Source organism: Enterobacter sp. T1-1, from assembly GCF_000710795.1.
Lineage (GTDB): Bacteria > Pseudomonadota > Gammaproteobacteria > Enterobacterales > Enterobacteriaceae > Enterobacter > Enterobacter cloacae.
Window position 1 is genome coordinate 74,596 of record NZ_JALW01000015.1, and the last position, 13,493, is coordinate 88,088.

At 55.3% G+C, this 13,493-nt stretch carries 12 protein-coding genes; 1 reads left to right on the forward strand and 11 read right to left on the reverse strand.

Translation table 11 applies throughout. From position 1 onward, the window contains the following. Positions 1 to 183 precede the first annotated feature (183 nt). The 11 genes from AK59_RS0107240 to nnr form a co-directional block, all read right to left on the reverse strand. Positions 184 to 1,482, reverse strand: a complete 1,299-nt coding sequence (locus tag AK59_RS0107240; RefSeq protein ID WP_006178975.1) for an adenylosuccinate synthase — start codon at positions 1,480 to 1,482, stop codon at positions 184 to 186. 104 nt (positions 1,483 to 1,586) lie between these two features. Next, a complete protein-coding gene (locus AK59_RS0107245; RefSeq protein WP_013095291.1) occupies positions 1,587 to 1,784 on the reverse strand; it encodes a DUF2065 domain-containing protein in 198 nt (65 codons plus the stop codon). A gap of 71 nt (positions 1,785 to 1,855) precedes the next feature. Beyond that, positions 1,856 to 2,860 carry a protease modulator HflC gene (gene hflC, locus AK59_RS0107250; RefSeq protein ID WP_013095290.1) on the reverse strand — a complete coding sequence of 335 codons (1,005 nt, stop codon included), beginning with the start codon at positions 2,858 to 2,860 and terminating at the stop codon, positions 1,856 to 1,858. Positions 2,861 to 2,862: 2 nt separating this feature from the next. Next, complete coding sequence (gene hflK / locus AK59_RS0107255; protein WP_013095289.1) at positions 2,863 to 4,122, reverse strand: FtsH protease activity modulator HflK; 1,260 nt, start codon at positions 4,120 to 4,122, stop codon at positions 2,863 to 2,865. Between the two features lie 56 nt (positions 4,123 to 4,178). Next, on the reverse strand, positions 4,179 to 5,459 hold the full coding sequence (hflX, locus tag AK59_RS0107260; RefSeq protein ID WP_029882400.1) for a ribosome rescue GTPase HflX: 1,281 nt from the start codon (positions 5,457 to 5,459) through the stop codon (positions 4,179 to 4,181). Between the two features lie 74 nt (positions 5,460 to 5,533). Beyond that, entirely contained in the window at positions 5,534 to 5,845 is a 312-nt protein-coding gene (gene hfq, locus AK59_RS0107265) for an RNA chaperone Hfq (RefSeq protein WP_013095287.1), read from the reverse strand. 85 nt (positions 5,846 to 5,930) lie between these two features. Further along, positions 5,931 to 6,881, reverse strand: coding sequence for a tRNA (adenosine(37)-N6)-dimethylallyltransferase MiaA (miaA, locus tag AK59_RS0107270; RefSeq protein ID WP_020688973.1), 951 nt, complete (start codon positions 6,879 to 6,881; stop codon positions 5,931 to 5,933). Continuing rightward, entirely contained in the window at positions 6,874 to 8,718 is a 1,845-nt protein-coding gene (mutL, locus tag AK59_RS0107275) for a DNA mismatch repair endonuclease MutL (protein WP_029882401.1), read from the reverse strand. Before mutL ends, miaA begins: the two co-directional genes overlap by 8 nt. A gap of 9 nt (positions 8,719 to 8,727) precedes the next feature. Then, on the reverse strand, positions 8,728 to 10,071 hold the full coding sequence (gene amiB, locus AK59_RS0107280) for an N-acetylmuramoyl-L-alanine amidase AmiB (protein ID WP_029882402.1): 1,344 nt from the start codon (positions 10,069 to 10,071) through the stop codon (positions 8,728 to 8,730). A gap of 16 nt (positions 10,072 to 10,087) precedes the next feature. Further along, entirely contained in the window at positions 10,088 to 10,549 is a 462-nt protein-coding gene (gene tsaE / locus AK59_RS0107285) for a tRNA (adenosine(37)-N6)-threonylcarbamoyltransferase complex ATPase subunit type 1 TsaE (RefSeq protein WP_013095283.1), read from the reverse strand. After that, positions 10,542 to 12,065, reverse strand: coding sequence for a bifunctional ADP-dependent NAD(P)H-hydrate dehydratase/NAD(P)H-hydrate epimerase (gene nnr / locus AK59_RS0107290; RefSeq protein ID WP_029882403.1), 1,524 nt, complete (start codon positions 12,063 to 12,065; stop codon positions 10,542 to 10,544). The genes tsaE and nnr overlap by 8 nt, the downstream gene beginning before the upstream one ends. Here nnr and queG point away from each other — a divergent pair. After that, entirely contained in the window at positions 12,064 to 13,203 is a 1,140-nt protein-coding gene (queG, locus tag AK59_RS0107295; RefSeq protein ID WP_029882404.1) for a tRNA epoxyqueuosine(34) reductase QueG, read from the forward strand. The two genes, nnr and queG, sit on opposite strands and share 2 nt — an antisense overlap. The last annotated feature ends 290 nt before the right edge of the window (positions 13,204 to 13,493 follow it).

Genomic DNA, 13,493 nt, shown 5'->3' on the forward strand with positions numbered 1-13,493 from the left:
GGAAAAAAGGGAAAACGCGGTAAAACCGCAGAGATATTCATTAATGATGATAAACCAGCCAGATAGTTAGGGGCTAATTTATTTGACAGACGGGGCGAAAAAGCGGATATCCAGGAGCGGTCGCCGGATGGCGCTACGCTTATCCGGCCTACGGGTTTTCCCGCAGGCCAGCAGTCACGAAGATTATGCGTCGAACGGGTCGCGCAGGATCATCGTTTCAGTACGATCCGGGCCGGTAGAGATAATGTCGATCGGCACTTCGGTCAGTTCTTCAATGCGCTTGATGTAATCCAGCGCTGCCTGTGGCAGGCCGCTACGCTCTTTCACACCGAAAGTGGTCTCAGACCAGCCTGGCATGGTTTCGTAGATTGGCTCGATACCTTCCCAGTCATCAGCAGCCAGCGGAGTGGTGGTCACTTCACGGCCATCCGGCATGCGGTAACCGACGCAGATTTTCACCTCTTTCAGGCCGTCCAGGACGTCCAGTTTGGTCAGGCAGAAGCCAGACAGGGAGTTGATCTGCACTGCACGACGCACAGCCACTGCATCCAGCCAGCCGGTACGACGACGACGACCGGTGGTCGCGCCAAACTCGTTACCTTGCTTGCACAGGAACTCGCCGGTTTCATCAAACAGCTCGGTCGGGAATGGACCCGCACCCACGCGAGTGGAGTACGCTTTGATGATGCCCAGAACGTAATCCACATAACGTGGACCCAGGCCAGAGCCGGTCGCCACGCCACCTGCGGTGGTGTTAGAGGAAGTTACGTACGGATAGGTACCGTGGTCGATATCCAGCAGCGTACCCTGCGCACCTTCGAACATGACGAAATCGCCACGCTTGCGCGCCTGGTCCAGCAGATCGGACACATCAACTACCATGCCGGTCAGAATGTCTGCAATCGCCATGACATCATCCAGCACTTTCTGGTAGTCAACAGCGTCTGCTTTGTAGAAGTTCACCAGCTGGAAGTTGTGATATTCCATCACTTCTTTCAGTTTTTCAGCGAAGGTGGCTTTATCGAACAGGTCGCCCACGCGCAGACCGCGACGAGCCACTTTGTCTTCATAAGCCGGGCCGATACCACGACCGGTGGTGCCGATCGCTTTCGCGCCACGCGCTTTTTCACGCGCAACGTCCAGCGCCACGTGATAATCAAGGATCAGCGGGCAGGCTTCGGAGAGCAGCAGACGCTCGCGAACCGGGATACCACGGTCTTCCAGACCTTTCATCTCTTTCATCAGCGCAGCCGGAGACAGCACTACGCCGTTACCGATGATGCTGGTGACGTTTTCGCGGAGAATGCCTGATGGAATAAGATGGAGGACGGTTTTTTCACCGTTGATTACGAGAGTATGGCCTGCGTTGTGACCGCCCTGGTAGCGTACAACATATTTAGCCCGTTCAGTCAGAAGATCAACAATCTTCCCTTTACCTTCGTCACCCCATTGGGTGCCCAGTACGACGACGTTGTTACCCATTTTTTTCAAAATCACCGTTTGCTTAAAAATGGATTCTACCATCGCTTTTTCAGATATACAGCACTTTTTGACCCCAAAATATGCCAAAACCGATCACTTTTTGATCAGCCAATCGTTTTCCTCAACATGTAGTAGATAACAATACCAGCAACCACAAGACCGCCGCCGAATCGGCGCAAAATATTATCCGGCAACTGGCTCAGGGTGGCGATCATGCGACGCCAGGCGCGCGGATAGAGCATCGGGCCCAGGCCTTCCAGGACTAAAACCAGCGCCAGTGCCAGCCAGATCGTTGAATTCATTTTTAATCCTTATAAAAGAAAACCACCGCTCCGTTAAGAGCGGTGGTTTGAATACTCAAACGAGACTGAGTTTATCGCGTTGCGTTAGTCGGCGTCTTCATATAACGGAAGAAATCGCTGTCCGGGCTGAGCACCATCACATCCTGGTTGCTCTGGAAGCTATTCTCGTAAGCACGCAGGCTACGGATAAAGGCGTAGAAGTCTGGATCCTGGCTAAACGCATCGGCGAACAGTTTCGCGGCTTCCGCATCACCTTCACCACGCAGGATACGGCCCTGACGCTCAGATTCCGCCAGCGTCTTGGTCACTTCGTAGTCCGCGGCTGCACGCAGTTTTTCCGCTTCTTCCTGACCCTGTGAACGGTGACGACGGGCTACCGCTTCACGCTCGGCGCGCATACGGTTGTAAATCGCCTCAGACACTTCCGCCGGCAGGTTGATCTGCTTAATACGCACATCCACCACTTCGATACCCAGCGCAGCCATACTGTTCGGGTTGATTACAGGCACTTTACCATTGGTTTCAGCCTGAACACGTTCCGCCGCTTTAGCAATTGCATCGTCCGCTGCTGGCGTTTCAACTTCGTCTTCCGTACCCGCGGTGCCGGAGTTCAGCGCATCGCGCACTTCCAGCGTCAGACGACCACGAGAGTCGGTCACGATGTCTTTCACATCCAGACGACCAATCTCAGAACGCAGACGGTCAGAGAATTTACGTTTCAACAGCACTTCCGCCTGAGAAACATCACCGCCGCCCGTTGCCAGGAAGTAACGGCTGAAATCACTGATACGCCACTTGATATAAGAGTCAACGATCAGGTCTTTCTTCTCTTTGGTCACGAAACGGTCGGCCTGGTTATCCATGGTCTGGATACGCGCATCAAGCGTCTTCACTGACTGGATAAAAGGAACCTTGAAGTGCAGACCCGGCTCATAAATCACCGGACGCTTGTCACTGTCACGGACGACGCTGCTGAACTGGAACTTAATCCCGCGCTCGCCCTCTTTCACCACAAAGATAGAGGTATAAAGTACGACCAGTACGATGACGATGATCGCAATAACTGACTTACGCATCCTTATTCCCCCTGACGCTGGTAGTCGTTACGCTGCGCGTTAGCACGGCGTTGGTCCATAATGTCACCATCGTTCGAAGAAGGCGTGGTTGTTGCGCTGGAGCTACCGGACGATGCAGGTGGCAGACGCAGCAGGTTATTCGCACCGCTGTTATCTTTTGCTGCCGGTGCAGAACCGCCTTTCAGCATCTGATCCAGCGGCAGTACCATCAGGTTTCCACCTTTGCTGTCGTTAACCAGCACTTTACGTGTATGGCTCAGCACTTTTTCCATGGTTTCGATATAGAGACGCTCGCGGGTAATTTCCGGAGCCGCTTTATATTCCGGCAGGATTTTCGCGAAACGTGCCACTTCACCCTGCGCTTCCAGGATGGTCTGGGTCTTATACGCGCGTGCTTCTTCAAGAATACGCTGCGCCTGACCGTTAGCACGTGGCTGAACTTCGTTGGCGTACGCTTCCGCTTCACGGATGTACTGCTGTTCGTTCTCACGCGCGGCAATCGCGTCATCAAACGCGGCTTTCACCTCTTCCGGCGGACGAGCAGCCTGGAAGTTGACGTCCAGCAGGGTGATACCCATGTTGTACGGACGAATGGTCTCTTCCAGCTCACGCTGGGTATCGCTACGAATAACGGTACGACCTTCAGTCAGAATGCGGTCCATGGTGTATTTACCGATCACGCCACGCAAGGCGCTGTCGGTCGCCTGACGCAGGCTGTCATCGGCACTGGTCACGCTAAACAGATAACGTTCTGGGTCCGTAACACGATATTGCACGTTCATCTCAACGCGCACTACGTTCTCATCAGAGGTCAGCATCACGCCGGAAGCGGCCAGCTCACGCACCGACTCCACGTTCACAGCAGTGACGTCGTCAATGAAGGTCGGTTTCCAGTTCAGGCCCGGCTCAACCAGATGGCTGAACTTACCAAAACGGGTAACCACGCCGCGCTCGGCTTCTTTAATGGTGTAGAACCCGCTGGCAGCCCAGATGATGACCACGGCAGCGGCCACAATGCCCACGATGCGACCACCCATTTGCGGGCGCGGGCCCTGGGTAGAATTGCCACCCGAGCCAGACCCTTTTCCTCCACCAAGCCCACCAAGCTTCTTGCTTAGCTTGCGGAAGATATCATCCAGATCCGGCGGCCCCTGATCGCGACCACCTTTGTTGCCATTTCCCCCAGAGTTGCCGCCTTGATTATTGCTGCTTCCCCACGGGTCGCGGTCCTGTCCGTTATTACCGGGCTGATTCCACGCCATGTATATGCTCCATATTTGTTATGCAAGGGCGAATTATTCAGGCATCCCCTTTCCGATCAGACGATATAGCCGACCAGCGCAGGTTCTTGTTTACAGAGGCGACGCCAGTCAACGATCGGCATACGCACCTGCATCCCCACGCTGCCGTCATCCTCCATCCACTCTTTTTCTATCGCCTGAAGCTGATAAAACCGGCTGCGCAGCCTGCCTTCCTGTGGTGGCAGTCGCAGCGTGTGCTGGGCTACCTCACCGGAAAGACGTTCTGTCAAAGCCTGGAAAAGCAGTGGCACGCCAATACCGGTCTGGGCGGAAAGCCAGACCCGAATTGGTTTGTTCTCTTCATCACGATCGATACGCGGCTCAAAATCATCCAGCATGTCGATCTTGTTCATCACCAACAGCGTTGGGATCTCGTGGGCCTCGATCTCTTCGAGCACCACATTCACCGCGTCGATGTTTTCCTGCACGCGGACATCTGCAGCATCAATCACGTGCAGCAGCAGGGTCGCCTGACGCGTCTCCTGCAGGGTGGCTTTAAACGCGGCCACCAGATCATGCGGCAGGTGGCGGATAAACCCTACGGTATCCGCCAGCACGGTTTCACCCACATCCGCCACGTCGATACGACGCAACGTTGGGTCCAGGGTCGCAAACAGCTGGTCTGCGGCATAGACCTGGGCCTCGGTAATCTGGTTAAACAGGGTGGATTTACCGGCGTTGGTATACCCCACCAGCGACACCGTCGGGATGTCGGCTTTCGTACGCGCCCGACGTCCCTGCTCACGCTGTTTCTCGACTCTTTCCAGACGAGAGAGGATCTGGGTAATACGGCCGCGCAGCAAACGGCGGTCGGTTTCGAGCTGGGTTTCACCCGGACCGCGCAAACCAATCCCGCCTTTTTGTCGTTCAAGGTGGGTCCAGCCACGTACAAGACGCGTGGCCAGATGGCGCAGCTGCGCCAGCTCAACCTGCAGCTTACCCTCGTGGGTACGTGCACGCTGAGCAAAAATATCTAAAATCAACCCCGTGCGATCGATAACACGGCATTCGCAAAGCGCTTCCAGGTTACGCTCCTGAGCCGGAGACAGCGCATGATCAAACAACACGACTGACGCACCGGTTGCTTTTACGGCATCCGCAATTTCTACTGCTTTACCTTCACCAACAAAATACTTTGGGTGCGGCGCTTTACGGCTACCGGTAATCACCTGCATTGCTTCGACACCGGCGGAAGAGACCAGAGATTCAAACTCCTGGAGGTCTTCCATATCTTTGTCTTGCGAAAAATAGATGTGTACCAGCACCGCCTGCTCACCGGCATCATAACGGTCAAACAAGCGTAAAACCCTCTAAAAATATCAGCGGGGAACGCAGGATCCCTGGCTCCCCGTGTGGATAACAGTGCGAAACCTTATTCGGTCTCGTCGCTGTCCTGCGCAGGAGCAGAAGAACCCTGCGCGTTGCTGCCATGATGGTAGTTACTACCAGTGCCGCCGCCAGCGTTATTGCTGTGATGAGATACCGGACGGGACGGAACAACAGTAGAAATAGCGTGCTTGTAGACCATCTGGCTGACCGTGTTTTTCAACAGGATCACGAACTGATCGAAAGACTCAATCTGACCTTGCAGCTTAATACCATTCACCAAATAAATAGAAACTGGAACACGTTCCCGACGCAATGCGTTCAGGAACGGATCTTGTAAAGATTGCCCCTTAGCCATTCTATCTTTTCCTTATATGCTTGTTTTGTACTTAGAACCTTGCGATTCTGAAAAATTGCGCACGATACGTCTCAATTGTACACATTCAGTGAGCGATATCACCAATAACCTCAATCACTTCGTTTAGCGCCTGTTGCGGTTTTTCGCTGTCTAACCAGTGAACCCCTTCCCAACCGCGCAACCAGGTGATCTGGCGCTTCGCTAACTGTCTCGTGGCGCAAACACCTCTATAAACCATTTCATCATATGAAATCTCGCCTTCAAGATATGACCACATCTGGCGGTATCCCACACAACGAACGGAAGGCATGTCCGTATGCAAATCTCCACGGGCAAATAACGCCCGCACTTCTGCTTCAAAATCTGAAGCCAACATCTGATGAAAACGCTGCTCAATTCGTTGATGGAGCAGTTCACGGCTCGCCGGGGCGATAGCGAACTGATGCACCTGATACGGCAGAGCGTCTCCTGACGTTTGCGTCAGTTCCGTTAAAGTTTTACCCGAAATGAAAAAAACTTCCAGTGCCCGGGAAAGCCTTTGCGGATCATTTGGATGGATCCGTGCTGCGGCAACCGGGTCAATCTCTGCCAGTTGCTGATGCAAAACGTCCCATCCCTGCTCTGCCGCCTGCTGTTCAATTTTTGCTCTTATTTCAGGGTCCGCCGATGGCAGAGGAGAGAGCCCCTCCAGCAACGCCTTGAAATAGAGCATGGTGCCGCCAACCAACAGCGGTATACGTCCCGCCGCCGTTATCTCGGCCATCTCAGCTAAGGCATCGCGGCGAAAATCCGCTGCGGAGTAGGCCTGCGCCGGGTCGAGAATGTCCAGCAAACGATGCGGAGCCGCGCGCAGTTCGGCTGCGTCGGGCTTCGCCGTGCCAATGTCCATTCCTCGGTAGATGAGGGCAGAATCGACACTAATCAACTCTACGGGCAAAACTTTACGTAGCTCAATGGCTAACGCCGTTTTGCCGGAGGCCGTAGGGCCCATCAAAAAAATCGCCTTAGGCAGGCTCGCCTTACTGACATCAATCATCTTTAAGGGCAGTCATCGCCGTTTGTAAATCAACAGGTTGTAATAATCCACCCGGCGGTGCTTTCACCAGATGCGGGCAAAGGCGTTCCACCTCTGCCAGCACGCTAATCGCCTGCGCCATACTCCACGGTGTATGATCACTGGCCAAATGGCGGGCGATCCACTGCGCAGTGTTGGCGGCATCAAACGTTGTTTGTTGCGCCAGGTAGCCTATCAGTTCAGGAATCAAGTTTTGTAAATTTTGTTGGCGTAAGGGTAAAGGCACTGCGCGAATTGTCACATGCTGTGATTCCAGTACCATTTCAATCCCCATCTGCGCCAGTTGGGCCTCTGCGCGCTGCAGTACCCTTGTTTCTTCAGTGGATATTTTTAGTCGAACCGGGATCAAAAGCGGTTGCGCACAAGCCGCGTTTTCTCCCGGGGTCAGTTGCACCTGTTTTAGCCAGCGTTCAGCAACCGGCAGGGCCAGGAGCATGAGCTTGCCCTCGCGTTCGAGTAACGCCATATCCGGCGCAATAATCGTCAGCACCCGGCCAAAGCTCTGACTATGTCCTTCCAGCGAAGGCGCTTGTACCTCACTGTGCTCTTTACGCGTGACTGCGGGGGTTTCCAGCAGTTTACGGTACAACGCCCCCTGCTGCTTTTGATAGCCGGGCTGAGCGTTGGGATAGTTCGCACCGGTGGGTCGCTGCGCGCTTCCTGCCGACGAGAAACGTGGCGCTTCCGGTTCACGCGCGACAGCTGGCTCGGCAAAATGGTTACGCCCCGCCGCAACACGGTTTTCCGGTATTGGACGCGGAGCGGACTCTTCTTTTTCCAGCGGCAGCGTGGGTTCAACCTGCTGCTGCAAAACGCTCAGCACGCCCTGATAGATGAAATCGTGCACCAGCCGCGACTGATGGAACCGAACTTCATGCTTGGCAGGATGGACGTTAACATCAACCTGATACGGGTCGATTTCCAGATAAAGCACAAACGCAGGCTGCTGATCCGCGCCGAGCTTATCTTCACAGGCCTGACGAATGGCGTGGTTGATCAGACGGTCGCGCATCATGCGGCCGTTTACGTAGCAATACTGGATCTCCGCGAAGGCGGCGCTGCTGGCGTTCGGGTCGGCAACCCAACCGCGTAAGGCCAAATCACCGTGCTGCCATTCAATGGCCAGCGCCTGTTCCAGAAACGGCGTACCGCAGATTGCCCCCAGACGACGCTCTTTCTGCCCGCCCTCCGCTACTGCGCGGTACTGGCGCATCACCTTGCCGTTGTGGCTGAGGTTGATGGTGACATCGAAACGCGCCAGCGCGATACGGCGGATAATCTCATCGATATGACCGAATTCGGTCTTCTCGGTGCGCATAAACTTACGGCGGGCGGGAGTGTTGTAGAAAAGGTCTAATACTTCGAGCGTCGTGCCAACAGGATGCGCCGCAGGTTTAATCGTGACGTCCATATCGCGCCCTTCGGCATAGGCCTGCCAGGCTTCCTGCTGTTCGGCCGTTCGGGAGGTCAGCGTTAAACGGGAAACAGAGCTGATACTGGCCAGCGCCTCGCCGCGAAACCCGAGGCTGATGATCGCTTCCAGGTCGTCCAGAGAGGCGATTTTACTGGTCGCGTGACGCGCCAGCGCCAGCGCCAGCTCCTCTTTTTTGATACCGCACCCGTTGTCCCGAATGCGAATCAGCTTTGCGCCACCACGTTCGATATCAATATCGATGCGGGTGGCTCCCGCATCAAGACTGTTTTCGACCAGCTCCTTCACCACCGACGCAGGGCGCTCCACCACCTCACCGGCGGCGATTTGGTTCGCAAGCTGCGGCGGTAGAACCTGAATCGGCATGAATTCTCCTTAGTTGGTCGCGGTCATCTCACCCGGCAGCACGGCGCTGGCCGTCTGGGCTGCACCGCCCTGCGGAGCAGACTGCAGCGGATGAGCCTCAAAATATTTACGCAGACCGTTATAAATCGCTTCGGCAATTTGCTGCTGATAGCTGTCGCTGCCCAGCAAACGCTCTTCGCTGTTATTACTGATAAAGCCCGTTTCCACGAGGATCGATGGAATGTCCGGCGAACGCAGAACCCCAAGGCTCGCATGCTCCGGACGGCGTTTATGCAATGCCCCGATGCCTTGCAGCTGATTCAGTACGTTGGTGGCGACATCATACCCGACGCGCTGAGAATGACCGAACTGTAAATCGAGCACCGCCTGGCTGAGATACGGGTCAGACTGGCTGTTGGCCAGCACATCGCCCGCCCCACCCAACAGTTCGGACTGCTTCTCATGCTCTTCAAGCCAGTTAGCCATTTCACTGTTCGCCCGACGGTTTGACAGCACCCACACCGATGCCCCCGTGGCGTTACGGTTTGGCGCGGCATCCGCATGAATGGAAACCAGGAAGTTAGCATTTTGTTTACGCGCCACGTCTGAGCGTCCCATCACGGAGATAAAATAATCGCCGTCACGGGTCAATACGCCTTTAAACATCGGGTCATCGTTCAACAGCGTCCGTAGCTTACGGGCAATGGCGATGGTCACGTTTTTCTCGCGCGTACCACCTGGACCAATTGCACCAGGATCCTGCCCGCCATGACCGGCATCAATGGCGATAATCACTTTATCACCGCTGACCACCCGACGCGCGCTGGCCGCCGGGCGCGTCACGGTATTACTGCTGGTAACGCCGGTGATGCGATCGTTGTCGGTTTTAAACGGATTCCGCGCAGGTTCAGACGGGCGCGGGGTATAAACCGGCTCTTCCACCCGTTTCGCCACAACCGGCGGCGGCGGCGGTGGCGGTGGCGGAGGCGCATCGGCATTGATGGTAAAGACCACCGTATAATTCGCGCCGTTTTGCTGCTTCACCGCCCGCGTTTTACCCTTTTCGGTCAGATCGACCACCAGGCGCAATGACTGACTGTCTTTTGGCGTACCGGAACGAATACTTTTGACCAGGTTGTTACCGCTGAACTGCAAGGGCAACCCCTGGATCACACCCGTCTGTTTGATATCCAGCGCCACGCTGCGGCTGTCTGGTTGAGAAAAAGCATATTCAGGGTCGCCCATAAAACTGAACGTGATCCGGGCCTGACTCTCCCCGTTCGACACCTGAATATCCGAGAGGCTTGCCGCACCAGCCTGCGCGCACAGCAGCACTGTGGCAGCCAATAACCAACCTTTAACGCGATTTATCATCCCGTCATCCCTACGCTCAACCGGCTAAACGCGCCAGTAAGGAACTGCCTGATGAGGAAACAGCACTGATGCGCGCCTCACGCCCTTGTGCCTGGTAATCTAAGTGAATTTCGACATCCGGGTCAGGCAACACACCCGCACCTTGTTGCGGCCACTCCACCAGGCAGATGGCATCATTGGCAAAATAATCACGGATCCCCATAAATTCCAGCTCCTCAGGATCCGCAAGTCGGTATAAATCGAAGTGATACACCATGAGATTTTCAAGAGTGTACGGTTCTACCAGCGTGTAGGTTGGGCTTTTCACATTCCCGTTATGGCCTAACGCCTGCAAAAAACCCCGGCTGAAGGTGGTTTTACCCGCACCTAAATCACCATAAAGATAAATGACAGTCGCCCCCTGACAGGCCTGCGCCACGCGCTTGCCGAGTTCTAAAGTGGCTTGTTCATCAGGTAAAGGAATCGCTCGATTAGTCATTTTCTACGTCAATCACATCCGGGTTAACAACACGCCGCAGCGTGCAAAAAAGATCGGTGGCCAGCATACCGCGTGTGCCATACCGTGCAGCCAGGCTGTCAGCCGCCGCACCGTGAGCCACGCAGCCGGCACAGGCTGCATCATAAAGGGGAAGTTTCTGCCCGAGCAATGCGCCGATGATGCCTGAAAGCACATCGCCCATTCCGCCACTCGCCATGCCCGCATTTCCGGCATCAATAATGCCCAGTGCCTCATCGCTTGCGATGACGGTTCCCGCCCCTTTGAGAACGGCAACACCTCCGTAACGTTTTACCAGACGGCGAGCAGAAAGTAAGCGATCGCTTTCAATTTCTGCCACGCTGCAGTTAAGCAGCCGCGCGGCTTCGCCGGGGTGTGGCGTCAGGATGCGATTGTGACGCTTATCCGGGTTGATTGCCAGAAGGTTCAGCGCATCGGCATCCCAGAGCATCGGTTTACGAAAATTCTCGACCTTTTGCAGAGCCTGCTTACCCCAGGCCTGTTGCCCGAGTCCCGGGCCAATCACCACCACATCCGCCCACTCAAGACTCTCTTCAAGGGTCTGCTGCGTAAGCTCATGCACCATCAGCTCTGGTCGGGCCGTAATGATGGGCGGGATATTTTCACTGCGCGTCAGCACCCGGACCAGCCCCGCACCGCTACGCAACGCAGCTTCCCCCGTCATCCGGATTGCGCCAGCAGTGCCGTGATCGCCGCCAATGATGACCAGCCTGCCGTGGTCGCCCTTGTGCGACGTTGGCCGACGCGGCGGCAGCCAGTGGCTAAGTTGAGTAGCATCAAAGCGGGAAAGGTGTATCTCCTGCCCGGCAAGCCAGCTCTCCAGCCCCAGGGCGTTATGGTGCAACGAGCCCACCACATCCCTCGCTTTCCCGGTGAGTAACCCGGGCTTCAGGGCAATAAACGTGACAGTATGCGCGGCCTGGATCACCGCTCCTGGCGTCGCACCGGTTTCCGCCAACAGACCAGAGGGAATATCCAGTGCCACCACCGGCGCGGTATGGGCATTGGCGCGCGCAATCAGAGCGGCTACGTTATCACGGGGCGCACTACGTAACCCGGTGCCCAGCAGACCATCAACAATCAGATCAACATCCTCTGGCCAGACGATATCGGATGCATGAATCACTCCGCCTGCATTCAGCCAGGCTTCCCGCGCGGCGCTGGCTTCTTCCGGCAGCGGCTTATCGCTCTCCAGCGCCAGTAACGTAACGCGGAGACCTGCCGCGACCGCCAGCCGGGCGACAACGTAACCATCGCCGCCGTTATTGCCGTGTCCGCATAAAATGAGCCAGTGGCCGGATTGCGGATACGCACTGCGGGCAATGTTGAATGCCGCCTCGCCCGCCCGTTGCATGAGCTCATAAAGGGTAATGCCAAGACTGTCTGCGGCCTCTTTTTCGGCGCGTCTGAGGTCATCCGCATGCCAGATGGAATGTGGTATACTTGCGGGGTTTTTCTTCAGAGTATGGTCCGTCATGTCACAGCCCCTCGATCTCAATCAGTTAGCGCAAAAAATAAAACAGTGGGGTGCTGAACTGGGCTTCCAGAAGGTGGGGATCACCGACACCGATCTCTCCGCCAGCGAGCCAAAACTGCAGGCCTGGCTGGATAAACAATACCACGGCGAAATGGAGTGGATGGCGCGTCACGGCATGATGCGGGCCCGTCCACACGAGCTGTTGCCGGGTACGTTACGCGTTATCAGCGTACGCATGAATTATCTTCCCGCCAACGCGGCTTTTGCGCGTACGTTAAAAAATCCCTCTCTCGGTTACGTTAGCCGGTATGCCCTGGGGCGTGATTACCATAAGCTTCTGCGTAACCGACTAAAAAAACTCGGCGAAACTATTCAGCAGCACTGTGTTTCGCTGAATTTTAGACCGTTTGTCGACTCCGCGCCTGTTCTTGAGCGCCCTATCGCTGAAAAAGCCGGGCTTGGCTGGACTGGTAAGCACTCACTTATTCTGAGCCGCGACGCAGGATCGTTCTTTTTCCTTGGTGAACTGCTGATTGATTTACCGCTGCCGGTAGACGGCCCGGTAGAAGAAGGCTGTGGGCGCTGCGTGGCCTGTATGACTATCTGCCCGACGAGCGCTATCGTTGAGCCCTATACGGTGGATGCACGACGCTGCATCTCTTACCTCACCATCGAACTGGAAGGGGCGATCCCTGAAGAATTCCGGCCGCTTATCGGCAATCGCATCTACGGCTGCGACGACTGTCAGTTAATTTGCCCGTGGAACCGCTACTCGCAACTCACGGACGAAGAGGATTTTAGCCCGCGTAAGGCGCTGCATGCGCCACAGCTCATTGAACTGTTTGCCTGGAGTGAAGCCTGGTTCCTGAAAGTGACGGAAGGTTCGGCCATTCGCCGTATTGGCCATCTGCGCTGGCTGCGTAATGTCGCCGTTGCGCTGGGAAATGCCCCGTGGGATGAAGCGAATATCCGGGCGCTTGAGAGCCGTAGAGGTGAGCACCCACTTCTCGACGAACACATAGAATGGGCGATTGCGCAGCAAATCGAGAAGCGAAATGCCTGCGTGGTTGAGGTACAACCACCGCAAAAACAACGCCTGGTGAGAGTGATAGAAAAAGGGCTTCCGCGGGATGCGTGAACTATTCACAGCCTGTGAATAAAATTACAAACTCAAGCAGCATCAGGGCTGGAGATGAGGTCAAGTGATCTCAATAACATTTTGAAATCAAATTTTCTCAAGAATATACAGCAAGTTACAGAGATACTATTCACCCTGCTAACTTTTTACACGGTTTCGGCCACACCCAAAATCTGTGGATAACTCTGTTTACAAGAGTATTTCGGAAGTAATATAAAACGTCCCCAACGAATCTTATCGCTGTGGATATTTTTGATATCAAGAAGAATTTGGAGCGGGAAACGAGACTC